The following is a 22,978-nucleotide window of genomic DNA, read 5'->3' as shown; positions in this document are numbered from 1 at the left end:
GGTTTGAGTGGCTTCGGCACTCGGCGTCGTTGTGGGGCCCCCCTCGCTCATAGAGTGCCAGATGAGGAGCTTGCGGTGCGTCCCCCCTCGCTCATCGAGTGCCAGACGAGGAGCTTGCGACGAGTCTGGTGTATCGAGATGTGGTGAGGCGAAGTCGGATGGTGATCAGGTCGGGGGAGTGTGAAAGTCTAGCGTTTCCAACGTTTGTCGGGGTGTTCCTTGGGTGTGTTGTCGTGCGGCCCCCTCGATACACCGAAGCTCGTGCCTCGCTTCGGCACTCGGGGAGCGGAGGGTTTGAGTGGCTTCGGCACTCGGCGTCGTTGTGCGGCCCCGCTCGCTCATCGAGTGCCAGATGAGGAGCTTGCGACGAGTCTGGTGTATCGAGATGCGGTGAGGCGAAGTCGGATGGTGATCAGGTCGGGGGAGCGTGACAGCTTAATGCTTGTCGGGGTCTGCGCTGACCCCCACTACCCCCGCGGCGGCGAGTGCCTCGTAGCCGCCGACGACGTCGGTCGCCCGGTGCAGTCCCAGGTCCTGCAACGACGCCGCGGCCAACGACGACGTATATCCCTGCTGGCACAAGATGATCCAGCGGACGTCGTGGTCGACGGCGGCGGGGATACGGGCGTCGCTCGCCGGATCGGCGCGCCATTCCAGCACGTTGCGCTCGATGATCAGCGCGCCCGGGGAATTCGCCCTCGGCGTCGCGCTGTGCCTGCGGCCGGATGTCGACGAGCACGGCTCCGGCGGCGAGTTCCGCGGGGACGTCGGCTGCCGTCACCCGACGCAAACGACGCCGCGCCCGGGCCAGGATGTCGTCGATGGTCGTCATTCCGGCTGATCTGTCAGCGTGGTGCGGGTGCGCCGCAACGTCTGGTGTTCGGTCACCTCGTAATACGACATCGCCGTCAGCGGCGGCGAGTAGGCATGCACACTCAACGACACGGCCGGCGGCGTCGAGCTCGTGGCGGCCACCGGCCGCAGGGGAGCGGCGTGGGGGTTGGCTACGACGTCGTGCACCCAGCCCAGGGGAAACGATGCCTGATCGCCTGCGTCGAGCGTTCGACGCCGCAGCGCCGCACCGTTCCAGCGGTACTCCAGCAGCGACCCGGACAGGACGGTCAACGCGCCGAGCGATCCGGCGTGATCGTGCAGCTCGGTGTGCTCGTTGGGCGTCCAGCTGATCAGCCAGACGTCGAGATCGTCGTCGGCTTCGAGGCGGGTCGCCCAGCGGTTGACGGTGTCCCACTCGGTGGGCAGCAGGTGGTTGTAGCGGCCGTCGAGGACGTCGGCGGCGCCTTGGTCGGTGATGCGCAACAGGTCGGCGGGTCGCAGCCGCGTCGGGAGGTGCGTTGCCGGGCCGGTCGGTGTCGAGGTGGATCGTGGGCGAGCCAGCGTGGAGGTCATGTGAATGGCTTTCGGTGATCGAGGTCGATGGACGGGGCGCTCTGCGTGCGCCGACGTTGAGTTAGAACGGGTCAGCGACAACAGAGCTTGCGCATGCGCCGGGTCATCGAGTCGAAAGTCACGTGCCCAGTGTCGTCGGGCCGGGAGGAACGGTCGAGGTTTTGCGCTCTGCTGATTTTTAGGCGCCCCGTTCGCCGACCTGCGCATTGGTGTGATCTGTCCCCTGGTCAGTGGGACCTGGTTTTCGGGCGGCGACCTGGTGGCGGATACTCTTGATCGAGGTCTTCGGTGCGGGACAGCCCCCTGCGCCGACCGGTTTGACAGGCCTGTCATTCGTCCGGTGTTGAAGAGGATTGCGGTAAGGAGAACCTGGTGACGTACATCATCGCCGAGCCCTGCGTCGACGTCTTGGATAAGGCGTGTGTCGAGGAGTGTCCGGTCGACTGCATCTACGAGGGCGAGCGGATGCTCTACATCCAGCCCGACGAGTGCGTCGACTGCGGTGCGTGCGAGCCGGTCTGCCCCGTCGAGGCCATCTTCTACGAGGACGACGTGCCTGACGAGTGGGAGCCTTACGTGGGCGCCAACGTCGACTTCTTCGACGAGCTCGGTTCGCCGGGCGGGGCGAGCAAGGTCGGCAAGGTCGAGTCGGATGCGCCGTTCATCAAGAGCCTGCCCCCGATGAACACCGAAGAAGACTAGCCCCAGTGAAACGCGTCAGCACCGCGCTTCCCGACTTCCCCTGGGACACCATTGCTGCGGTCAAACGCACCGCTGCCGCGCACCCGGATGGAATCGTCGATCTGTCGGTCGGTACGCCGGTCGATCCGGTCGATCCGGTGATCCGTGCCGCGCTGGCGGCGGCGTCGGATTTCCCGGGCTATCCGACGACGGTCGGCACCCGCGAATTACGTTGTGCCGCAACGTCGGCGCTGACGCGACGCTATTCGACGGCGCAACTCGACGACTCGGCGATCCTGCCGGTGATCGGCACCAAGGAAGCGATCGCCGGGCTAGTCAGCGCGCTCGGCGTCGAGCCCGGGGAGAATGTGATCATCCCCCAGGTCGCCTACCCGACCTACGAGGTGAGCGCGATTCTGGCCGGTGCCACGCCGATTCGTGCCGACGCGTCGGGCATCGCCGACGTCGATTCCGCCGCAATCGTTTTCGTCAATTCACCGTCGAACCCGACCGGTGCGGTGATGGACGTCGACACGCTTCGACGCATCGTGGCGTGGGCGCGTGACCGCAACGCCGTCGTCGTGTCCGACGAGTGCTACCTCGGCCTGGCGTGGGAGGCCGAGCCGGTGTCGGTACTCGACCCGCGCGTCTCCGGGGGCGACCACACCGGATTGCTTGCCGTGCATTCGCTGTCCAAGGTGTCCAACCTGGCGTCCTACCGGGCGGGTTTCCTCGCCGGCGACGCCGAACTGATCGCCGAATTGCTCGCTGTCCGAAAGCATTCCGGCTTCATCGTGCCTTTCCCGATCCAGGCGGCGATGGTCGCCGCGCTCGACGACGACCGGCACGTCGACGAGCAGGCGGCGCGCTACCGGGCACGCCGCGACATTCTGAAGCCAGCCGTCGAAGCCGCCGGATTCACCGTGGACCATTCGCAGGCCGGGCTGTACCTGTGGTCGACGCGCCGGGAGTCGGGGCGCGACAGCATCGAGTGGCTCGCGCAGCGCGGCATTCTGGCCGCGCCGGGCGACTTCTACGGTCCGGCGGGTGTGAATCATGTGCGCATCGCACTGACCGCCACCGACGAACGGATCGAAGCCGCCGCCCGCCGGCTGCGCGGCTGATGCGCACTCAGTAGAACAAGTGACCGTCTCCGGTGTTTGGTGCGCCGGGGGCGTGGTATTCGATCCACTGACGACGCCGAAATGAATGTGAGTTAGATCTCATTTCGGCGTCGATCGCGATGCCAGCTTTGTGCCGCGGTGTCCCAATTTTCTTAAAGGCCGCTGAAAGAGTTCGGTACTCGGTTCACCCGCTGTTCATGTTCGTGACGGTTTCCAGACGAAAACTCCGGTGCGGCACCGGATTTGCACGCCGCTGCAATTCTCGTCAGGCGCTAGGGTTTTCGGCGTACCAGCGCGGGCGGTTATGGTCCGGGCGCGAGAGGCATCGCGAGGAAGACCCACCATGACAGTCGTCGATACCCGCCGCCGGTTGACCAGCCCCGAGGCCGTCCGCGAACGAAGCGGCGGCGTGGCCGCCGACATCTTGATCCTCGTCGGCGCGATCGCGTTGATCTGGGTGATCGTGCGGATTTCGCAGGGGATGAACGCCTCGGTGAACCTGTCGAACGCGCCGACGTCGATCGACACCAACCCGGCCAAGCTCCCGTACTACGCGGCGCGGTCGTTGCTGCGCATGTTCATCGGCCTCGGGCTGTCGCTGATTTTCACGTTCGTCTACGCAACGATCGCCGCACGGTCCCGCCGAGCACGAATCGTGTTGTTGCCCGTCCTCGACATTCTGCAGTCGGTGCCGATCCTCGGCTTTCTGTCGATCACGGTGACCATGTTCATCGCGCTGTTTCCCGGCTCGGAGCTGGGACTGGAATCAGCGGCGATCTTCGCCATCTTCACCTCGCAGGCGTGGAACATGACCTTCGCCTTCTACCAGAGCCTCACGTCGCAGCCCCGCGATCTCACCGAGGCTGCCGTGAACCTCAGATTGTCGCGCTGGCAACGGTTTTGGCGATTGGACGTACCGAGCGGCATGATTCCGCTGGTCTGGAATTCGATGATGAGCTTCGGCGGCGCGTGGTTCTTCCTGACGGCGTCGGAAGCGGTGTCGGTGTCGGGCAAGTCGTTTGCCCTGCCGGGAATCGGTGCCTACGTGGCCTCGGCGTCGAGCGAAGGCGATCTCGGTGATGTCTGGTGGGCGATCATCACGATGATCATCGTGGTGGTGGTCGTGAACTTCGCCTTCTGGAGTCCGCTGACGGCTTGGGCCGAGCGCTTCCGCGTCGAGAACTCGGCGTCGGGGCGCGAGCCGAAGTCGTTGGTACTCAACCTATTACGACGATCGCACGCCGCAGGTTTGGCGAATCGACTGCTCGATCCGGTCACCGATGTCTGTGACCGGGCGTTCGGGGTGCTCGGCGGTCGTACCGGCCCGCCGCCGGTTGTGCACGCACAGCGCCGACGAATCGCCGACGTCCTGTTCGCTCTCGCTGTGGCCGCATTGCTCGGCTATACGCTCTACCGGATCGTCGAGGTGATTCTCGGCGACGTCGGACTTCATGAAGTGGGCTACACGGTCCTGCTCGGCTGCGCGACGATGGCCCGCATCGTCGTGGTGATGATCGTCTGCACCGCGATCTGGGTGCCGATCGGAGTTCTGATCGGGCTCAACCCCAAGCTGTCCCGGATGCTGCAGCCGGTCATCCAAGTGTGCGCGAGTTTTCCGGCCAACTTCCTGTTCCCGATCGTGACCGCCGTGTTCCTCGCGCTACACATCGGCCTCGACGTCGGCGGCATCGTGCTGATGGCACTCGGTACGCAGTGGTACATCCTGTTCAACGTGATCGCGGGGGCGTCGGCGATACCCAACGATCTGTTGGAGGCATCCGCCGATATGCGGTTGTCCCGGTCCCTGCGCTGGCGAAAAGTGTTGCTGCCGGCCATCTTCGCGAGCTACGTGACCGGTGGTATCACCGCTGCGGGCGGTGCGTGGAACGCCTCCATCGTCGCCGAGATCATCACCTACAACGGTCAGACCTACAACGCGCACGGCCTCGGCAACTACATCGCGCAATGGACGGCGTCGACGGCACCCGATCACTGGGCGCACCTGCTACTCGGGATCTGTGTGATGTGTGCCTTCGTGGTGGCGACCAACGCCGTCTTCTGGCGCAGGCTCTACGCACTCGCCGAACGCCGCTACACACTCTGACGGCTGCTGCCACCCCCTCTACCGACAAGGACGTCCCATGACCGCCATCGCCAAGGCACCGCTGATCGACATCGCCGATCTGACGAAGAGTTTCGAAGGGCCGCAAGGTGATACGTTCACCGTTCTCGACGGTATCGATCTGCGTATCGACAGTGGTGAGATCGTCGCACTACTGGGCCGGTCGGGGTCGGGAAAGTCGACGCTGTTGCGTATCATCGCCGGCTTGATCCCGGCGTCGTCGGGGAAGGTCGACGCAGGCGGAGCTCCGTTGGTCGGGGCCAATCCGGCGACGGCCATGGTCTTTCAGTCCTTCGCGCTGATGCCGTGGCTCACCGTGCAGGACAATGTCGAGCTGGGTTTGGCGGCACGGGGAGTGGGCCGCGACGAACGGCGTGAACGTGCCCTGCAAGCCATCGACATCATCGGTCTGGACGGTTTCGAGTCAGCCTATCCGCGCGAGCTCTCCGGCGGCATGCGCCAGCGTGTCGGCTTCGCCCGCGCGCTGGTCCTGCAGCCCGACCTGCTGCTGATGGACGAGCCGTTCTCGGCGCTCGACGTACTGACCGCGGAGAACCTGCGAAATGAGCTCGTCGAGCTGTGGACGCAGGACGACTTCCCGACCAAGAGCGTGTGCATCGTCACTCACAACATCGAAGAGGCGGTACTGCTCGCCGACCGCGTCGTCGTACTCGGCAGCAAGCCCGGCCGAATCATCCACGAAGCCCGGGTCCGGATGGAACGGCCACGTGATCGGCAGAGCACCGAATTCGAGGCGCTGGTCGATGAACTGTACGGAGCGCTGACCGGTCGCGATACTCAGCTGCAGGTAGATACCCCGGTCGGTGAGGCCACTCCGGTCACCCGCCCACTGCCCGACGCGACCGTGGGCGGGCTCGCTGGTCTGGTGGAGATGGTCGCCGCTCGAAATGGAACCGTCGACCTGCCCGACCTCGCCGCGGAGCTCAACTTCGAGATCGACGATATGTTGCCGCTCGTCGACGCCGCGGCGATGCTGGGCTTTGTGTCCGTCGACGACAACGACATCTCGCTCACCGACATCGGCGAACAGTTCGTCACCGCCAGCATCGTCGAAGCCAAACAGGTCTTCGCCCGGCAGGCCGGCGACCGGGCGCCGCTGGTGCGCACGATCGTGCGGGCGCTGACTTCGAGCGCGAATCGCAGTCTGCGACTCGGCTTCTTCGAGGATCTGCTGCGCCGCGGTTTCGCCGCCGACGATGCTCAGCGCCAGTTGCACACCGCGATCGACTGGGGCCGCTACGCGGAACTCTACGATTACGACGCCGACGACGACCAGCTGCGACTGGATCCCGCGCAGCCCGCGAGCTTCGGCTGAGTTTCGTCATCCTCGGAATCGACGCGGTTAGTTCTTGTGCAGCGCCGCGTTCAGGGCGATGCCGTCGCCCTTCCACGGCACCACTTCGACTGCGCCGGTCGAGGAGTTGCGGCGGAACAGGATGTTCGAGTGCCCGGACAGCTCGCGCGCCTTGATGACCGTGCCGTCGGGCCCGGTCACCTTGGTGCCCGCGGTGACGTAGAGACCCGCCTCGATGACGCAGTCGTCGCCGAGCGGGATGCCGCAACCAGAGTTGGCGCCCAGCAGGCAGCGCTTTCCGAGGCTGATGATCTCCTTGCCGCCGCCGGACAGGGTGCCCATCGTCGACGCGCCGCCACCGATGTCGGAGCCGTCGCCGACGACCACTCCCGCCGAGATGCGGCCCTCGACCATCGAGGCACCCAGCGTGCCCGCGTTGAAGTTGACGAAGCCCTCGTGCATGACGGTGGTGCCCGACGCGAGGTGTGCGCCCAGCCGCACCCGGTCGGCGTCGCCGATGCGCACGCCGGCGGGCGTCACGTAGTCGACCATCCGCGGGAACTTGTCGATGTGCGAGACGATCACCGGTCCGCGCGCGGCGCGCAGGCGGGCGCGGACCTGCTCGAAGCCGTCGACTGCGCACGGGCCGTGGTTGGTCCACACCACGTTGGCGAGCAGCCCGAACTGGCCGTCGAGGTTGGCACCGTGCGGCGCGACGAGACGGTGCGAGAGCAGGTGCAGGCGCAGGTAGACGTCGTAGGCGTCGGTCGGCGGCTCGGTCAGGTCGGCGATGTTGGTGCGGATCGCGACGGTCTTGACCCCGCGCACGTCGTCGACGCCGACGAGCTCGCGCAAATAGTCCGGGGTGTCGGCGTCGTCGAGGACGACGGTCCCGGTGATGTCGATGGTGGCGAGCTCGGGTTCGGGGAACCAAGCGTCGAGCACCGTGTGGGTGTCGGCGCCGGTGCCGTTGGTCAGGGTGGCGATTCCGATCGCGAATGCTCCATGCGTAGTCACGAGGCACGAGTTTACCGGGCATAGTCTTGGGTGGTGACCATCAGCGCTTATCGCGAACGCAGGGCCGGGCGGGTCCCCGGCGTGCTGTGGTGCTCGACGCACGCCGGCGGCGCGGCGACGATCCTGCCCGACGGCTGCATGGACATCATCTGGACCGGGGAATCGCTGATGGTCGCCGGTCCCGACACCGTCGCGGCGTCGTATCTGAGCGCAGGGCCGCATCGGATGGTCGGGTTGCGGTTCGATCCGGGGGTCGCGCCGTCGGTGCTCGGTGAGCGGGCGGATGCGTTGCGGGACAGTCGAATTGATCTCAGCGCCGTGTGGGGTGATCGTCGTACGCGCAGCTGGCTGGACCGGATGTCATTGTCCGACGACCCCGCCGGGGCACTGGTCGACATGTGCGCCGAAGCGCTGGCCGACGTTCCCGAGTGGGTCACGCCCACCGTCGCGATGCTGCGCGACGGCGTCGACGTCGCCGACGCGGCCCGCGCCGCCGGAATGTCCCCGCGCACCTTTCAGCGCCAGGTCAATCAGCGAATCGGATACGGTCCCAAGGTCTTTCAGCGGATTTCACGCCTCACCGACGCCCTGCCCGACCTTCGAGCGGGACTGTCGTTGTCCGACGTCGCGCACCGTCGCGGATACGCCGACTATCCGCACATGCACCGGGAGTTCAAGGCGTTGACGGGCGAGTCGCCGGCTGACCTTCGCGGCACGTCGCCGTGAGTCCGGGCCGGGTCGGCGACCCTCACACCTCCAGTGCCGCATACAGTTCGACGCTGTTGCCGTCCGGATCCGCGACGCTCGCGTATCGCTGGCCCCAGAAGGCGTCGAAGGGCTCGAGGTGGCCGTGGTGGCCCGCGCCGGTGAGCTCGGCGTAGACGCGATCCACCTCGGCCGGTGTGCCGCAGTCGAATGCCAGCGACACGCCTTCGTTGGGGCTGGCGGGTGGCGTCCATCCCGGCTGGAACGACTGTGCCACCGCGTGCGTGTCGAACATGATGCGGAAGCCGTCGACGTGGGACTCGACGTGTTGCGCCTTCTCGACGCCGTCGGGGAATTGATCGTCGCCGAAGGTCAGCCCGCAGATGCGGTAGAAGTCGACACTGGCTGACATGTCGGCGACCAGGACGGACAGCGCGTTGAATCGTGGAGTCATGACTACGTACGGTAGCGGGCGCCGCCCGAGGAGTCTTGAACGTTTCGGCCACTCGCGCCCGGTACGGTGAAGGCCATGTCCCTCGACTTGTCCGCCGATCCCGCGCAGCTCACCGCCGACTTGATCGACATCCGCAGCGAATCGCACGACGAGGCGGCCATCGCCGACGCCGTGGAGCACGCATTACGTACGCAGACAACGGGTTTCGAGATCGTCCGACACGGTAACCGGGTGCTCGCGCGTACCGCGGCGGGCCGGCCGAGCCGGGTGATCCTCGCCGGGCACCTCGACACCGTGCCCATCGCCGACAACGTCCCGCACCGCCGCGAGACCACCGCCGCCGAGGGCGAGGTGATCCATGGCTGCGGCAGCGTCGACATGAAATCCGGCGACGCGGTGTTCCTGCACCTCGCCGCGACGCTCGACGATCCCCGCCACGACCTCACCCTGATCTTCTACGACTGCGAGGAGATCGCGGCCCAGTACAACGGACTGGGCTTCATCGAACGGGAACTGCCCGGCTGGCTCGACGGCGACGTCGCCATCCTCGGCGAGCCGACCGGCGGCCTCATCGAGGCGGGTTGCCAGGGCACCTTGCGAGTGTCCGTCTCCGCGTCGGGGCAACGGTCGCACTCCGCACGATCGTGGATGGGGGACAACGCGATTCACAAGCTCGGCGGGCTGTTGACAACACTGTCCGGGTACGCGCCCCGACGCGTCGACATCGACGGCTGCGAGTATCGCGAAGGGCTCAACGCGGTCGGGATCAGCGGCGGCGTCGCGGGCAACGTCATCCCCGACGACGCCGCGGTCACCATCAACTTCCGCTTCGCCCCCGACCGCAGCATCGAACAGGCGACCGACCACGTCCGCGAGGTGGTGACGTCGTCGCCGAGCGGCGATCAACTGACGGTGACCGTCACCGACGCCGCGGCGGGTGCGCTGCCCGGGCTGTCGAATCCCGCCGCCGCCGAACTGGTCGCCGCCGCCGACGGCAACTTCCGCGCCAAGTACGGCTGGACCGACGTCTCGCGCTTCTCCGCACTCGGCATCCCGGCCGTCAACTACGGCCCCGGCGATCCCAACCTCGCCCACCGCGTCGACGAACGCGTCCCCGTCGCGCAGATCCACGAGGTGCATCGGGTGCTGCGAAACTACTTGCGGTAGGTCCGATCACGTCGACTCGGCTCGTTTGCGTAGCCGCCCCGGCGTGGCCGGTCCGTGCGATGCGCCCGCGCGACTACGCTGGCCGCCATGACCACAGGAGACACCGACGACGCGATGATGCCCGACGAGGGCTGTTACGTCGGCCCGATGCGGATACGACGTTCCGCCGACCAGCTTGCGATGACCACCGATCGCCGACTGCTCGACGCCTCGCAGCGCACCTCCGAAGCGCGTGCCCAGCGAGCCCAGAAGGATCCGTGGCGGGTATTGCGCATCCAATCGGAATTCGTGTCCGGATTCGACGCCCTGCGCGACCTGGGCGAGGCCGTGACGGTGTTCGGCTCCGCCCGCACGCAGCGCGGTACCGATACCTACGAACTCGGCGTCGGTGTGGGAGAAGCGTTGGGGCGCGCGGGATTCGCCGTCATGACCGGTGGCGGCCCGGGCGCCATGGAAGCCGCGAACAAAGGCGCGTTTCAGGCCGGCGTGCCGTCGATCGGCCTCGGTATCGAGCTGCCGTTCGAACAGCGTCTCAACGAATGGGTCGACATCGGCCTGAACTTCCGCTATTTCTTCGCGCGCAAGACGATGTTCGTCAAGTACGCGCAGGCGTTCGTGTGCCTGCCCGGCGGCTTCGGCACGCTCGACGAACTCTTCGAGGCGCTCACCCTGGTACAGACGACGAAGATCACCCGGTTCCCGATAGTCCTTGTGGGAAGCGACTTCTGGTCGGGGCTGATGAATTGGATCCGGGAGGTGCTGGTCGCGGAGAAGATGGTCGGCGCCGCCGACGTCGACCTCCTGCAACTCGTCGACACACCCGAGGAGGTCGTCGAGGCGATCGCCCGTACCCGCCGCGAGCTCGACGAGCAGGCACCTCGGTGAGCGCGATCTGCGTCTATTGCGCCTCGGGACCGGTCGGCGACTCCTATCTGCGCCTGGCCGCCGACCTCGGGACCGCGCTCGGCGACGGCGGGCACACCCTGGTCTCCGGCGGCGGCAACGTGTCGATGATGGGTGCGGTGGCCCGGGCCACGCGTGCGGCGGGCGGGCAGACCGTCGGTGTCATCCCGCAGGCGCTAGTCGACCGGGAAGTCGCCGACACCGCGGCCGACGAGCTGATCGTCACCGACACCATGCGGCAGCGCAAGGCGCTGATGGACGACCGCGCCGACGGATTCATCACGCTGCCCGGCGGCATCGGCACGCTCGAAGAGCTCTTCGAGACGTGGACCGGCGGTTACCTCGGCATGCACGACAAGCCGGTGGTACTGCTCGACGCCGGGGGCTTCTATGCGCCGCTACTGGCCTGGCTCGACGACCTCGCCGAGCGCGGATTCGTCAGCGATCGCGCGCTGAACCGCCTGCTCATCGCTGCAACGGTAGCCGAAGCGCTGGAGCTTGCTACTGCTCGGTAAGATAACCGGGAACGTGTCCGCGAACACCCGTACGGAGCAACAGTGACCACCACCGCGTCAACAACCAAAGTCGGTATCGCCGATATCGCCAAAGGCCTCGTCGACATGGCGCCGTCGGTGCCGCTGATCCTCAAGCACGTACCAGGCTTGATTCATCGACCGGCCGACGCCAAACGCACCATCGGGCATGTCTTCCAGAAGGAAGCCGCCGCGCACCCCGACCGGCCGTTCGTTCGATTCGAGGGCCGGTCCACCACGTACGGCGAAGCCAACCGCACGGTCAACCGTTACGCGTCGACGCTGAGCGACCTCGGCGTCGGCGAGGGCGACGTCGTGGCGATCCTGGCCAAGAACTCGGCGACCGATCTGCTGTTGATGCTGGCCACGGTGAAGCTCGGTGCGGTCGCCGGCATGGTCAACTACAACCAGCGCGGCAAGGTGATCGAGCACAGCATGACGCTGCTCGGTGCCAAGGTGCTCGTCTGGGATCCCGACACCGCGGAGGCGTTCGACTCGATTCCGCAAGATGCTCTGCCGCAACATGTCTTCGACTTCGACAGCTTCATCGAGGCATCCGCGGGCCGCTCCGAAGCCAACCCGGCGATCACCGCCACGCTCCCCGCCTCGACGAAGGCCTTCTACATCTTCACTTCGGGCACAACGGGTTTGCCCAAGGCCAGCGTGATGAGCCACAACCGCTGGCTGGCCAGCATGTCGGGCATCGGCGGCATGGCCGTTCGCCTGCGCCACAGCGACACCCTCTACGTTCCGCTGCCGCTCTACCACAACAACGCGCTGTCGGTGTCGTTGTCGTCGGTGCTCGCCGCGGGCGCCTGCATCGCCATCGGCAAGCAGTTCTCGGCGTCGAAGTTCTGGGACGACGTGATCCTCAACCGTGCCACCGCATTCTGCTACATCGGCGAATTGTGCCGGTACCTGCTCGCGCAGCCCGCCAAGCCGACCGACCGTACCCACTCGGTGCGACTGATCGTCGGCAACGGCATGCGCCCGGAGATCTGGGACGAGTTCGCCCAGCGGTTCGGCATCGAACGGATCGTCGAATTCTACGGTGCCAGCGAGTTGAACCTCGCCTTCGTCAACGCATTCGGAGTCAAGCGCACCGCGGGCTTCTGCCCGCTGCCCTACAAGGTGGTTCAGTACGACGACGAGACCGGCGAGGCGAAGCGAAATGCCAAGGGCCGCTTGGAGGAAAGCCCCAAGGGCACGCCCGGGTTGTTGATCGCGCAGATCAGCGACCGCGTTCCGGTCGACGGTTACACCGACTCGTCGGCCACCGAGAAGAAGATCATCCGCGACGCCTTCGCCGACGGCGACGCCTGGTTCAACTCCGGTGACCTGGTCCGCGAGCAGGGGTTCAAGCACATCGCCTTCGTCGACCGACTCGGCGACACCTTCCGGTGGAAGGGTGAGAATGTCGCGACCACCGAGGTGGAGGGGGCACTCGACGGCCACGACTGCGTCGAGCAATCGGTCGTCTACGGCGTCGCGATCCCCGATACCGACGGCAAGGCGGGCATGGCCGCGGTGAAACTGCGCGACGGGGCGTCGTTCGATCCGGCCGGCGTTGCGGCGCACCTCTACGACACACTCCCGGCGTATGCCGTCCCGCTGTTCATCCGCATCGTCGACGAGTTGGAGACCACCTCGACGTTCAAGAGCCGCAAGGTCGAACTGCGCGAGGAGGGCTACTCGTCGACCGGCGACGACCCGCTGTACGTTCTCGCAGGTCGCGCCGCCGGCTACGTCGACGACTACGACGACTATGTGGCCGACGTGACCAACGCCCGCGCGCCGCGGGGCTGACGCGTGAGCAGCGGAATCGTCGCCCGATCCGCCGCTGCACTACCCTCGGGCCTATGACCAGTTCGACGACACAGACGTTGTGCGGTCGGCCAGTCGCATCGGATCGGGCGCTGGTGATGGCCATCGTCAACCGCACCCCGGATTCGTTTTACGACGCCGGGGCCAGCTTCGCCGACGACGCCGCGCAGGCTCGGGTGGCACAGGTGGTTGCCGAGGGTGCCGACATCATCGACATCGGCGGCGTCAAGGCCGGCCCCGGGCAGACCGTCGACGCCGCCGAGGAAGCCGCTCGGGTGGTTCCGTTCACCGCGTGGGTGCGGGAGAACTTCCCCGACCTGCTGATCAGCGTCGACACCTGGCGGGCGGAGGTGGCCGACGCCGCGTGTGCGGCCGGTGCCGATCTCATCAACGACACGTGGGCCGGTGCGGACCCGGATCTGGTGAAAGTCGCTGCGGCACACCAGGTCGGCATCGTATGTTCGCACACCGGAGGAGCGATTCCGCGGACCCGGCCGCATCGGGTGCGCTATCCCGACATCGTCGGGCAAGTGGTCGCCGAGCTGTCCGCGGCGGCCGATCGGGCCGAAGAGGCGGGTGTGCCCGCGGATTCCATCCTCATCGATCCGACACATGATTTCGGCAAGAACACCCACCACGGGCTGACGCTGCTGCGTCACATCGACAAGCTGGTCGCGACCGGCCGCCCGGTGTTGATGGCGTTGAGCAACAAGGACTTCGTGGGGGAGGCATTGGGCGTCGAATTGCGTGAACGAGTGGAGGGCACGCTGGCGGCGACCGCGTTGGCCGCCGAGCACGGGGCACGAGTGTTCCGGGTCCACGAGGTGGCGCAGACGCGTCGCGTCGTCGACATGGTCGCCGCGATTTCCGGTGCGCGCCAACCGGTTCGGACTGTGCGGGGTCTCGCGTGAGCAGCGTGCACGTCATCGACTGGGCCGAGGTGGCCGAGCTCGTCGAGGCAAAGGACGGCCGCACCGTGTCGGTGGTGCTGCCTGCGTTGAACGAGGAAGCGACCGTCGGCGACGTCGTGGCGTCCATTCGCCCGTTGCTGGGCGGGCTCGTGGACGAACTGGTCGTCATGGATTCGGGATCCACCGATGCCACCGCCGCTCGGGCGACCGCGGCGGGGGCGCGCGTCGTCACCCGCGAGGAGGCGGTGCCGTCGGTGCCGCCGAAGCCGGGCAAGGGCGAAGTGCTGTGGCGCTCGGTCGCCGCGACCACCGGCGATCTCATCGTCTTCGTCGACTCCGACCTCATCGACCCCGACCCGATGTTCGTACCCCGACTCGTCGGGCCGTTGCTGCGCGATCGCGGGGTCTCGTTGGTCAAGGCGTACTACCGCAGGCCGCTGCGCATCGGCGAGAACCGGGACGAGGGTGGCGGCGGCCGAGTCACGGAACTCGTTGCGCGGCCGCTGCTCTCGTCGCTCAAGCCGGAACTGAGCACCATCATCCAACCGCTCGGCGGCGAGTACGGCGGCACCCGCGAACTGCTCAGTTCGGTGCCGTTCGCGCCCGGGTACGGGGTGGAGATCGGCCTGCTGATCGACGCCTACGACCGATGCGGCATCGACGCGATCGCACAGGTGAATCTCGGTGTGCGCAAGCACCGGAACCGCAAGTTGACCGAGCTCGGCGTGATGAGCCGGCAGATCGTCGGCGTACTGCTGGGCCGGTGCGGAGTGGTCGACTCCCGGGCGGCGCTGACGCAGTTCGTCGAAATCGACGACGACGATGCCGGGCGACCGCGGGCGGTGCCGCAGTTCGTCCGATCTGACACCGAGGTCGATCTCACCGACCGTCCGCCGATGGCATCGGTGATGCCGAGCGCGGCCGGTCGTCCCCGGCCTCAACCCGCCCACGTGACACGATAGAAATCATGACGACTCTCCTGTTGTACCTGCTGATCATGGCGATCGTGGTGTCGACGCTGTTCGTCGTCGTCTGGTTCGTCTTCGGACGGGGCGAGGATCTGCCGCCGATCGATCCCGGGACCACGTTGACCCGGCTGCCGCGCGAAGGAGTCACCGGCGACGACGTGCGCGCGGTGCGTTTCCGGCTCGCGGCGCGCGGGTATCGGCAGTCCGAGGTCGACTGGGCACTGGAGAAGGTGGCGCGCGAGCTCGACGAACTGCGCAAGCTCACCGCGACTCTTCAAGCACGCGATCTTGCCGATGCCGCCGCGAAGACGTCGACGGTAAAACCGTCTCAGGCCGACGAAAGCCACAACTGACTTGCGAGTATAATTACCGAAGTGTGCCTGCGGGGATCCGCGAGAAGGCGACTACCGAAGATCACATGGCCGCCGGTGGCGGTCGAAGGAGGAGTTCGGCAATGGCGGCGATGAAGCCACGCACCGGTGACGGCCCGATGGAAGCGGCCAAGGAAGGACGCGGCATCGTCGTCCGTATCCCCATCGAAGGCGGCGGACGCCTAGTAGTCGAACTGACGCCCGATGAGGCTGCGGCACTCGGTGAGGAACTGCGCGGAGCCACCGGCTGACCGGCCCACTCGCGCATGTTGCGCACATTCTGGCCTGCCCGGTCTGTGCCGAGGCAGTGGCCGTCGTCCAAGAGCGCGACGGTCAGCCGGCAGTTCTCGGATGTTCGGGCGGGCATCGATTCGACGTCGCACGGCAGGGTTATGTGACACTGCTCGGCGGCGGCACGCGGGGACTCGCCTCTGACACCGCGGAGATGGTCGCGGCGCGGACTCGAGTACTCGCCGACGCCGGACCGTTCGCGTCGTTGCGTTCGGTGATCGCCGGGATCGTCGAAGAATCCGCGCCCGATGCCGAAATGCTGCTCGACGTCGGGTCGGGCACCGGGCAGTACACCGCGGCCTGTCTCGATCGGCTGCCGGCCGCGTACGGCGTCGGCATCGATCTGTCGAAGGTATGTGCCCGGTCGACCGCTCGTGCCCATCCGCGGCTGGCCGGGATCGTCGCCGACGCGTGGTCGCGGCTTCCGTTGGCCGGCGAGTCCGTCGACACGCTGATCTCGGTGTTCTCACCGCGCAACGTCGACGACTTCGCCCGCGTGCTGCGCGGCGGCGGACGCCTCGTCGTTGCCGCACCGGAGACCGGCCATCTACGCGAGCTGATCGAGCCGATGGGCATGCTGCGAGTGGGGGAGGACAAATACGACGCCCTGCGGACGTCGACGGCTCACGCATTCGCCGAAGTGTCATCGCAGATCGTCACCTACCGATCCGACGTCGGGGAGTCGGCCATCGCCGACCTAGTCGGCATGGGCCCCAGCGCTTTTCACCTTTCAAGTGATGAGATCTGTTCGCGCGCAAGAAGTCTCGCGGGTTCGTCGACGGTGCCCGTCACCATCGCGGTGCGGGCCACCGTACTCCGCCGACGCTGAGGCCTGAAGAACTGGGGCCTAGAGCACCGACCGGTACACGTCGAGAGTCTGTTCGGCGATCGTCGCCCACGAGAACTTGTCCCGGGCACGCGCGCGACCCCGCTGACCCATGGCGGCGGCCTCGTCGGGGTCCGCGACGACGGCGTTGACGGCGTCGGCGAAGGCATACTCGAAGCCGGTCGGGTCGGCGGCGTCGTATGCGACGAGCTTGCCGGTCACGCCGTCGTCGACGACCTCCGGGATACCGCCGACAGCAGAAGCGACCACCGCGGTGCCGCAGGCCATCGCCTCGAGGTTGACGATGCCGAGCGGTTCGTACACCGACGGGCATACGAATACTGTTGCGGCGCTCAATATCTCGCGGATACGCGGGCCGGGCAGCATCTCCTGGATCCAGTACACGCCGGACCGGTCCTCGTTGAGCTTGGCCACTTCGGCGGTCACCTCGGCCTCCAGCTCGGGAGTGTCGGGGGCGCCGGCGCAGAGCACCAACTGGACTTCGGGGGCGAACCGCGCTGCCGCACGCACGAGATGTGCGACGCCCTTCTGCCGGGTGATCCGGCCGACGAAGGCGACGATGGGTCGGTTCGGGTCGACGCCACGCGCGGTCAGCGCCGACTCCGGCGTGAACGGGTCGTCCACCTGATACCACTGGTCGGTGTCAATTCCGTTGAGCACCACGTGAACTCGGTCGGGATCGATGCGCGGGTAGGTGGCGCAGATCTCCTCGCGCATGCCCGCGCTGACGGCGATTACCGCAGCCGCGTTCTCCATCGCGTTGCGTTCGGACCAACTCGACACGTGGTAGCCGCCGCCGAGTTGCTCGACTTTCCACGGCCGCGACGGTTCGAGGGAGTGTGCGGTCACGACGTGGGGGACCGAATACAGCAGGCCGGACAGGTGACCGGCGAGGCCGGTGTACCAGGTGTGCGAATGCACGACGTCGGCACCGGCGACTCCGGACGTCATGCGCAGGTCGGTGGACAGGGTCGCGATGGCGGCATTGGCGTCGGCGAGCGCCGGATCGGGTTGGTAGATGAACGCCGTGTCGCGTGGGGCGCCCATTGCGTGGACGTCGACGTCGGTGAGCGCGCGCAGATGGCGGACGAGTTCGGTGACGTGAACGCCCGCGCCGCCGTAGACCTCCGGCGGGTATTCGCGGGTCAGGATGGCAACTTTCGGGGAACGGCCCGGGGCGGGGGAAGTCATGCCACGACGCTATCGCCTAACGCGCCGGTAAGCCCGCCAGTTGAGGCATCTCGTCGGCGTGCGGCGGCGGGCGAAAATTTTCTGGATCAGTTTTCTCGGCGCGGTAGCCCACACTGCAGTGGCCGGATAAGTTGAACGAGTGAGTTCTGGACCGAATGTGCTGGGGATCGTGCTTGCCGGTGGCGAAGGCAAGAGGCTGTATCCGTTGACCGCTGACCGCGCCAAACCCGCTGTGCCGTTCGGGGGTGCGTATCGCCTGATCGACTTCGTGCTCTCAAATCTGGTCAACGCGGGCTATGAGCGCATTTGCGTTCTGACGCAATACAAGTCGCACTCGCTCGACCGGCACATCTCGCAGACGTGGTGGTCGTCGGGCTTCCATGGCGAGTACATCACGTCGGTGCCCGCACAGCAGCGCCTCGGTCCGCGGTGGTACACCGGCAGTGCCGACGCGATCTTCCAGTCGATGAACCTCGTCTATGACGAGCAGCCCGAGTACATCGTCGTCTTCGGTGCCGACCACGTCTACCGCATGGACCCCTCGCAGATGGTGGAGGCACATATCGCCTCCGGTGCGGGCGTCACCGTCGCAGGCATCCGCGTCCCGCGATCGGAGGCATTCGCCTTCGGTTGCATCGATGCCGACGACAGCGGTCGCATCACCCAGTTCCTCGAGAAGCCGAGTGACCCGCCCGGCACGCCCGACGACCCCGAGGCGACGTTTGCGTCGATGGGCAACTACGTCTTCACCACCGAGGCGCTGATCGATGCGATCAAGGCCGACGCCGCCGATCCCGACTCCGATCACGACATGGGCGGCGACATCATCCCAGCATTCGTCGCACGCGGCGAAGCGAACGTCTACGACTTCAAGGACAACGACGTACCCGGCGCGACCGAACGCGACAAGGGCTACTGGCGCGACGTCGGAACCCTCGACGCTTTCTACGATGCGCACATGGACTTGGTATCGGTGCACCCGGTGTTCAACCTCTACAACCGACGGTGGCCGATCCGCGGCGAGACGCACAACCTCCCGCCGGCCAAGTTTGTGCGCGGCGGCCTCGCCCAAGACTCCGTCGTCGGAGCAGGCTCGATCGTCTCGGCCGCCACGGTCAGCAACTCTGTGCTCAGTTCCAACATCGTCGTCGGCGAGGGAGCGGTGGTGCAGGGCAGCGTCCTGATGCCAGGTGTGCGCATCGGCGCCGGAGCCGTGGTGCGCAACGCGATCCTCGACAAGAACGTCGTGATCGGCGACGGAGCGCAGTTGGGCGTGAATCTCGAACACGACCGCCAGCATTACGCGGTAAGCCCCGGCGGCATCGTCACCGTAGGTAAGGGCGTGCGAATCGAGAGGTGATCGACCGGCTCGCGTCCCGAGCCACCCCGCTCCCCGAGTGTCGAAGTGGTGGGGTTGGGCGGCCACACCGCTCCCCGAGTGTCGAAGTAGAGGGGGTGAGCGGCCACCCCGCTCCCCGAGTGTCGAAGCGAGGCACGAGCTTCGATGTAACGAGGGGTTGGTGACCCGAAATGCCAACTGCTGCTAGGCATTTCGGGGTGCTGCTCGCCTGGGTCCTGAGACCAGGATGACATGACGACGCCGTTGGGCGACTTCGGTTGTCCGCGTCGCGTTTTCGATAGTTGCGGGCCGCACGTCGTATTGCGGTAATGGGCCCGCGCTGCGGTGATGAACTTCCCGCTGCGCTGTTGTGTCCCGCGGACGTGGTCATCGTGGCGTGAGGTGACTACCGTAGTGGGCCGCTGACGCGAGGAGTCGAGATGGCTCGTCGTCGCTGAGATCTTTCGAAACGGCTTGCCCCCGTATGTATTTCAAGTCGCGGGCCCCTCGTTACACCGAAGCTCGTTCCTCGCTTCGGCACTCGGGGAGCGGGTTACACCGAAGCTCGTTCCTCGCTTCGGCACTCGGGGAGCGGGTTACACCGAAGCTCGTTCCTCGCTTCGGCACTCGGGGAGCGGGTTGCACAGAAGCTCGTTCCTCGCTTCGGCACTCGGGGAGCGGGTTGCACAGAAGCTCGTTCCTCGCTTCGGCACTCGGGGAGCGGGTTGCACAGAAGCTCGTTCCTCGCTTCGGCACTCGGGGAGCGGGTTACACAGAAGCTCGTTCCTCGCTTCGGCACTCGGCGGCGTCGCGCCCTAGATCAACCTCACGCCCGCGGCGATCAACGGCCGCAGGGTCGGCGTATCCGCGTTCTCCGGCAGCGCGTCCACCGGCCACCAGGCGAGGTCCGTCGACTCATCGCTGATCGCCGGCTCGGGAAGGCGCCCGGATGAATCGCGCCTGGCCACCGCGCAGAATTGGACGTCGAGGTGACGCGTCGGCACGCCCAGCGAGCAGGTGATCGGATGGGTGTGCAGCCGTGCGATCGAGGTCAATCGCAGCCCCGACAATCCCGACTCCTCGGTCGCCTCGCGCAGTGCGGCGGCGTCGATCAAGGGGTCGTCGGGTTCCATGTGCCCGCCCAATTGGACCCAGCGGCCGATCCGCGGATGCAGCGTCAACAGGGTGTGGGTGCCGCGGTCGTCGAGCACCACGGCCGACGCCGTGAGGTGTCCCGACGCCGAACGTCGCAGGCACGCATCGGGATTCGCGGCGAGAAAGGCCAGGTAGGTGTGTCGCAGCGAGTCCTGCTCGACGTCGGGCGCACGCCAGCGCGTGAGTCGTTCGACGGCACTGGAGTGCAGGCTCATCGTTGCACCACCCACTCGTCGATCGGTGCGGGCGCCCGCGCGGTCAGCGGCTCGCTCGGGTAACCGATTGCGATGGCGCCCAACGGTTCCCAGTCTGCGGCTAGGTCGAGGGCCGCGCGCACGACGTCGGGCGCGAAGATCGTGGAGCCCACCCAGCAACTGCCGACCCCGCGTACCGACAGGGCCACCAACAAGCCCTGTACCGCTGCCCCGGTCGCGACGGTGAACATCGTGTGCTCGGCCGCTCGACGCCGGGCGTCCGGATAGTCGTGGACTCCGTCGGGTACCAGGCACGGAACCACGAGTTCCGGTGCATCGTAAAGGATTTGACCGCGCCGCAGTCGTTTCTCGATGGATTCGGGCGTTTTCTCGTCGCCGGTCAGATCGGTCCGCCACGCCGCGGCCATGGCGTCGAGCATGGCTCGGCGTCGCTCGGCGTCGCGCACCCAGACGAACCGCACCGGATGCGTGTGGTGTGGTGCGGGGGCGGTGAGCGCATCGGCGAAAGCCGCGTTCATCACGTCCTCGCCGACGGTGCCCTCGGCGCCGTCGGCGAACTGCCGGACCGAGCGACGGGTCAGCAGCGCCTCGCAACGACCCTTAACAACCGCCTCATCTGTCCCAAGACGGAACAGATCCTCCTCGGTGGGCCTGACCAGCGACCGTGCCGTCGAACCGTCGTCACGGGGATTCAGGCCCCGAACGACCGCAACCGGAATCCCCGCTAGTTTGCCCTTCACGAGGTCGGCGGCCGCCGCGATCTCGTCGGCGACGGCGATATCGGTCACGACCAAGGGGTTGCCGTAGTCGTCGACGCCGCCGTCGTACGGGTGGGTGACCGCGATGCCCGACGCCCCGATGGCGACGTCGGTCTGCCCGGTGCGCCATGCCCGGCCCATCGTGTCGGTGATGATCACCGCGACGTCGAGGCCCTTCTCGGCGAAGGCCGCACGGGTACGTGCGGCGCTGGCGTCGGGATCGATGGGGAGCAGCGCCAATTGATCCGACGGCACATTGGATCCGTCGACACCGGCCGCGGCCTGCACGAGTCCGTAGGCGTTCTCGGTGATCAGCGTGCGGTTCTTGCGTGCCAGCACGCGCACCGATTCCTGCTCGACGAGCTTGCGGCGCAACGCATCTCGCTCGTCCGGGTCGGCCGGAGCGTCGACCATCCGGCCTTCGACCTTGGAGAAGATCTTGCTGGTGATCACTACCACGTCACCGTCGGCGAGCCACGGGGCGGCCGCGACGATCTCAGCCGCGACGTCGGAGCCGGGCCCGAACTCGCCGAGTCCGGGCACCGGTCGGATCTGCAGTCCGTCGACGGCGCGATGGTCGGCGATCATGCATCGTCTCCCGTTGCGCGAGGCAGCGTCACGCCGACCAGCTCGGCGGCAGCGACGACCATCGCCGCGGTGGTCGGCGGATCGGTCATCAGCAGTGGAGCCTGCCCGATGGCGATTCCGTCGACGACGGCCTCGTCGCCGTCGGCGATCAACCAGCCGTCGAGCAGTCCGTTGCCGCTGCGCGCGCCGTAGTGCGCCGCGATGGCCTGCGCGGTGGTCTCGACGCCGATGACCGACAGGCACTCGTCGGCCATGCCGCGCAGCGGCTTGTTGTCGATGACCGGCGAGATGCCGACCACCGGTGCGGGCGTATTACGAAGTGCCGCACGCAATCCCGGCACGCTCATGATGGCGCCGATGGATACCACCGGGTTGCTCGGGGCGAAGATGACCAGGTCGGCGCCGGCGATGGCGTCGAGCACCCCGGGCCCGGGTTTGGCGTCGGACCCGACCTGCGCGAAGCCGAAGGTCGGGATCTGTGCGCGATAGCGGACCCACCACTCCTGGAAGTGGATGGCGACGCGCTCGCCGTCGGCGCCGCCGGGCTTGTCGACCACGACGTGCGTCTCGTGGCGATCCTCGGTGGCCGGCAGCAACCGCACACCGGGCTGCCACCGCTTGGACAATGCGGCCGTGACGTCGGCGAGCTTGTAGCCCGCCTCCAACATCTGGGTGCGGATCAGATGCGTCGCCAGGTCGCGGTCGCCGAGGCCGAACCAATCGGGGTCGGCGCCGTAGGCGGCGAGCTCCTCTTTGGCGTGCCACGTCTCGCCGCGGCGGCCCCACGACCGTTCCGGGTCGATGCCGCCGCCGAGCGTGTACATGCAGGTGTCCAGATCGGGACAGATCCGCACACCGTGCATCCAGGCGTCGTCGCCGACATTGACGATCGCGGTTATCTGATGGGTGGTGTCGGTCGAATCACCGACGGTCGGGAACGGCGTCGCGCCGAGAAGCTCGCGTACTCCAAGCAGGAATCGAGCTCCACCAACGCCGCCGACGAGAACAGTCACCTTCACGAAGATTCACTGTAGTGTGGGGAGTTCGCGACGGTGCTGCGCGCATCGGCGGGTGGTGTCCTATCGGCTGAGG

22 protein-coding genes and 1 pseudogene are annotated in these 22,978 nt (G+C 66.9%); 15 read left to right on the top strand and 8 right to left on the bottom strand.

The window, feature by feature from the left end:
* Window positions 1-435: 435 nt before the first annotated feature.
* Window positions 436-832: pseudogene (locus HH308_RS12630) on the bottom strand (rhodanese-like domain-containing protein).
* Window positions 829-1,407: a cysteine dioxygenase gene (locus HH308_RS12625; RefSeq protein WP_170194560.1), complete on the bottom strand. Its 579-nt coding sequence runs from the start codon at window positions 1,405-1,407 to the stop codon at window positions 829-831. Before HH308_RS12625 ends, HH308_RS12630 begins: the two are co-directional and overlap by 4 nt.
* A gap of 369 nt (window positions 1,408-1,776) precedes the next feature.
* Between HH308_RS12625 and fdxA the strand changes: the two genes are divergently transcribed.
* The 4 genes from fdxA to HH308_RS12605 all read left to right on the top strand — a co-directional run bounded on the left by fdxA (window position 1,777) and on the right by HH308_RS12605 (window position 6,670).
* Window positions 1,777-2,109 (top strand): ferredoxin, encoded by a 333-nt coding sequence (gene fdxA / locus HH308_RS12620; RefSeq protein WP_170194625.1) that lies wholly within the window; start codon window positions 1,777-1,779, stop codon window positions 2,107-2,109.
* A gap of 5 nt (window positions 2,110-2,114) precedes the next feature.
* Window positions 2,115-3,212 (top strand): succinyldiaminopimelate transaminase, encoded by a 1,098-nt coding sequence (gene dapC, locus HH308_RS12615; protein WP_170194559.1) that lies wholly within the window; start codon window positions 2,115-2,117, stop codon window positions 3,210-3,212.
* 343 nt (window positions 3,213-3,555) lie between these two features.
* The gene (locus HH308_RS12610) at window positions 3,556-5,316 is read left to right on the top strand and encodes an ABC transporter permease (protein ID WP_170194558.1); all 1,761 of its coding nucleotides are present in this window, start codon (window positions 3,556-3,558) and stop codon (window positions 5,314-5,316) included.
* Between the two features lie 37 nt (window positions 5,317-5,353).
* Window positions 5,354-6,670, top strand: a complete 1,317-nt coding sequence (locus tag HH308_RS12605; protein WP_170194557.1) for an ABC transporter ATP-binding protein — start codon at window positions 5,354-5,356, stop codon at window positions 6,668-6,670.
* A gap of 27 nt (window positions 6,671-6,697) precedes the next feature.
* Here the strand turns inward: HH308_RS12605 and dapD are convergent, their stop codons facing one another.
* Window positions 6,698-7,666, bottom strand: coding sequence for a 2,3,4,5-tetrahydropyridine-2,6-dicarboxylate N-succinyltransferase (gene dapD / locus HH308_RS12600; RefSeq protein ID WP_170194556.1), 969 nt, complete (start codon window positions 7,664-7,666; stop codon window positions 6,698-6,700).
* 33 nt (window positions 7,667-7,699) lie between these two features.
* Here dapD and HH308_RS30430 point away from each other — a divergent pair, with 33 nt between their 5' ends.
* Window positions 7,700-8,392 carry a helix-turn-helix domain-containing protein gene (locus tag HH308_RS30430; RefSeq protein ID WP_170194555.1) on the top strand — a complete coding sequence of 231 codons (693 nt, stop codon included), beginning with the start codon at window positions 7,700-7,702 and terminating at the stop codon, window positions 8,390-8,392.
* 22 nt (window positions 8,393-8,414) lie between these two features.
* On the opposite strand, the gene HH308_RS12590 is transcribed toward HH308_RS30430, so the two are convergent.
* Complete coding sequence (locus tag HH308_RS12590) at window positions 8,415-8,825, bottom strand: VOC family protein (RefSeq protein ID WP_170194554.1); 411 nt, start codon at window positions 8,823-8,825, stop codon at window positions 8,415-8,417.
* A gap of 75 nt (window positions 8,826-8,900) precedes the next feature.
* On the opposite strand from HH308_RS12590, the gene dapE reads away from it, so the two are divergent.
* From dapE to HH308_RS12545, 9 genes are all read left to right on the top strand, one after another.
* Window positions 8,901-9,992: a succinyl-diaminopimelate desuccinylase gene (gene dapE, locus HH308_RS12585; RefSeq protein WP_170194553.1), complete on the top strand. Its 1,092-nt coding sequence runs from the start codon at window positions 8,901-8,903 to the stop codon at window positions 9,990-9,992.
* Window positions 9,993-10,079: 87 nt separating this feature from the next.
* Complete coding sequence (locus HH308_RS12580; protein ID WP_170194552.1) at window positions 10,080-10,877, top strand: LOG family protein; 798 nt, start codon at window positions 10,080-10,082, stop codon at window positions 10,875-10,877.
* Complete coding sequence (locus HH308_RS12575) at window positions 10,874-11,410, top strand: LOG family protein (RefSeq protein ID WP_170194551.1); 537 nt, start codon at window positions 10,874-10,876, stop codon at window positions 11,408-11,410. The genes HH308_RS12580 and HH308_RS12575 overlap by 4 nt, the downstream gene beginning before the upstream one ends.
* A 42-nt stretch (window positions 11,411-11,452) precedes the next feature.
* Window positions 11,453-13,234 (top strand): long-chain-acyl-CoA synthetase, encoded by a 1,782-nt coding sequence (locus HH308_RS12570; protein ID WP_170194550.1) that lies wholly within the window; start codon window positions 11,453-11,455, stop codon window positions 13,232-13,234.
* 53 nt (window positions 13,235-13,287) lie between these two features.
* A complete protein-coding gene (folP, locus tag HH308_RS12565) occupies window positions 13,288-14,163 on the top strand; it encodes a dihydropteroate synthase (RefSeq protein WP_170194549.1) in 876 nt (291 codons plus the stop codon).
* Window positions 14,160-15,125, top strand: coding sequence for a glucosyl-3-phosphoglycerate synthase (locus HH308_RS12560; RefSeq protein WP_170194548.1), 966 nt, complete (start codon window positions 14,160-14,162; stop codon window positions 15,123-15,125). The genes folP and HH308_RS12560 overlap by 4 nt, the downstream gene beginning before the upstream one ends.
* A gap of 5 nt (window positions 15,126-15,130) precedes the next feature.
* A complete protein-coding gene (locus HH308_RS12555) occupies window positions 15,131-15,484 on the top strand; it encodes a DivIVA domain-containing protein (RefSeq protein WP_170194547.1) in 354 nt (117 codons plus the stop codon).
* 101 nt (window positions 15,485-15,585) lie between these two features.
* The gene (locus tag HH308_RS12550; RefSeq protein ID WP_170194546.1) at window positions 15,586-15,753 is read left to right on the top strand and encodes a DUF3117 domain-containing protein; all 168 of its coding nucleotides are present in this window, start codon (window positions 15,586-15,588) and stop codon (window positions 15,751-15,753) included.
* The gene (locus tag HH308_RS12545) at window positions 15,750-16,622 is read left to right on the top strand and encodes a methyltransferase domain-containing protein (RefSeq protein ID WP_376767223.1); all 873 of its coding nucleotides are present in this window, start codon (window positions 15,750-15,752) and stop codon (window positions 16,620-16,622) included. The genes HH308_RS12550 and HH308_RS12545 overlap by 4 nt, the downstream gene beginning before the upstream one ends.
* Window positions 16,623-16,640: 18 nt before the next feature.
* Here the strand turns inward: HH308_RS12545 and glgA are convergent, their stop codons facing one another.
* Window positions 16,641-17,831: a glycogen synthase gene (gene glgA / locus HH308_RS12540; protein ID WP_211188438.1), complete on the bottom strand. Its 1,191-nt coding sequence runs from the start codon at window positions 17,829-17,831 to the stop codon at window positions 16,641-16,643.
* Between the two features lie 139 nt (window positions 17,832-17,970).
* On the opposite strand from glgA, the gene glgC reads away from it, so the two are divergent.
* Entirely contained in the window at window positions 17,971-19,191 is a 1,221-nt protein-coding gene (glgC, locus tag HH308_RS12535; RefSeq protein ID WP_170194545.1) for a glucose-1-phosphate adenylyltransferase, read from the top strand.
* A 794-nt stretch (window positions 19,192-19,985) separates the two neighbouring features.
* On the opposite strand, the gene HH308_RS12530 is transcribed toward glgC, so the two are convergent.
* The 3 genes from HH308_RS12530 to cofD are packed head-to-tail and all read right to left on the bottom strand — an operon-like array spanning window position 19,986 to window position 22,905.
* On the bottom strand, window positions 19,986-20,540 hold the full coding sequence (locus HH308_RS12530) for an NUDIX hydrolase (RefSeq protein ID WP_170194544.1): 555 nt from the start codon (window positions 20,538-20,540) through the stop codon (window positions 19,986-19,988).
* Window positions 20,537-21,886 carry a coenzyme F420-0:L-glutamate ligase gene (locus tag HH308_RS12525; RefSeq protein WP_170194543.1) on the bottom strand — a complete coding sequence of 450 codons (1,350 nt, stop codon included), beginning with the start codon at window positions 21,884-21,886 and terminating at the stop codon, window positions 20,537-20,539. Before HH308_RS12525 ends, HH308_RS12530 begins: the two co-directional genes overlap by 4 nt.
* Window positions 21,883-22,905, bottom strand: coding sequence for a 2-phospho-L-lactate transferase (cofD, locus tag HH308_RS12520; protein WP_170194542.1), 1,023 nt, complete (start codon window positions 22,903-22,905; stop codon window positions 21,883-21,885). The genes HH308_RS12525 and cofD overlap by 4 nt, the downstream gene beginning before the upstream one ends.
* Window positions 22,906-22,978 lie beyond the last annotated feature (73 nt).

It is taken from the genome of Gordonia asplenii, from assembly GCF_012933505.1.
GTDB lineage: Bacteria > Actinomycetota > Actinomycetes > Mycobacteriales > Mycobacteriaceae > Gordonia > Gordonia asplenii.
This window is presented reverse-complemented; position numbering and strand designations above follow the sequence as displayed.

What these genes read in the sequence shown, in the direction of transcription:
- HH308_RS12625 (WP_170194560.1), bottom strand. Translation starts at nt 1,407, where the DNA reads ATGACCTCCACGCTGGCTCGCCCACGATCCACCTCGACACCGACCGGC.
- HH308_RS12610 (WP_170194558.1), top strand. Translation starts at nt 3,556, where the DNA reads ATGACAGTCGTCGATACCCGCCGCCGGTTGACCAGCCCCGAGGCCGTC.
- HH308_RS12605 (WP_170194557.1), top strand. Translation starts at nt 5,354, where the DNA reads ATGACCGCCATCGCCAAGGCACCGCTGATCGACATCGCCGATCTGACG.
- HH308_RS12590 (WP_170194554.1), bottom strand. Translation starts at nt 8,825, where the DNA reads ATGACTCCACGATTCAACGCGCTGTCCGTCCTGGTCGCCGACATGTCA.
- dapE (WP_170194553.1), top strand. Translation starts at nt 8,901, where the DNA reads ATGTCCCTCGACTTGTCCGCCGATCCCGCGCAGCTCACCGCCGACTTG.
- HH308_RS12580 (WP_170194552.1), top strand. Translation starts at nt 10,080, where the DNA reads ATGACCACAGGAGACACCGACGACGCGATGATGCCCGACGAGGGCTGT.
- folP (WP_170194549.1), top strand. Translation starts at nt 13,288, where the DNA reads ATGACCAGTTCGACGACACAGACGTTGTGCGGTCGGCCAGTCGCATCG.
- HH308_RS12555 (WP_170194547.1), top strand. Translation starts at nt 15,131, where the DNA reads ATGACGACTCTCCTGTTGTACCTGCTGATCATGGCGATCGTGGTGTCG.
- HH308_RS12550 (WP_170194546.1), top strand. Translation starts at nt 15,586, where the DNA reads ATGGCGGCGATGAAGCCACGCACCGGTGACGGCCCGATGGAAGCGGCC.
- glgA (WP_211188438.1), bottom strand. Translation starts at nt 17,831, where the DNA reads ATGACTTCCCCCGCCCCGGGCCGTTCCCCGAAAGTTGCCATCCTGACC.
- HH308_RS12530 (WP_170194544.1), bottom strand. Translation starts at nt 20,540, where the DNA reads ATGAGCCTGCACTCCAGTGCCGTCGAACGACTCACGCGCTGGCGTGCG.
- HH308_RS12525 (WP_170194543.1), bottom strand. Translation starts at nt 21,886, where the DNA reads ATGATCGCCGACCATCGCGCCGTCGACGGACTGCAGATCCGACCGGTG.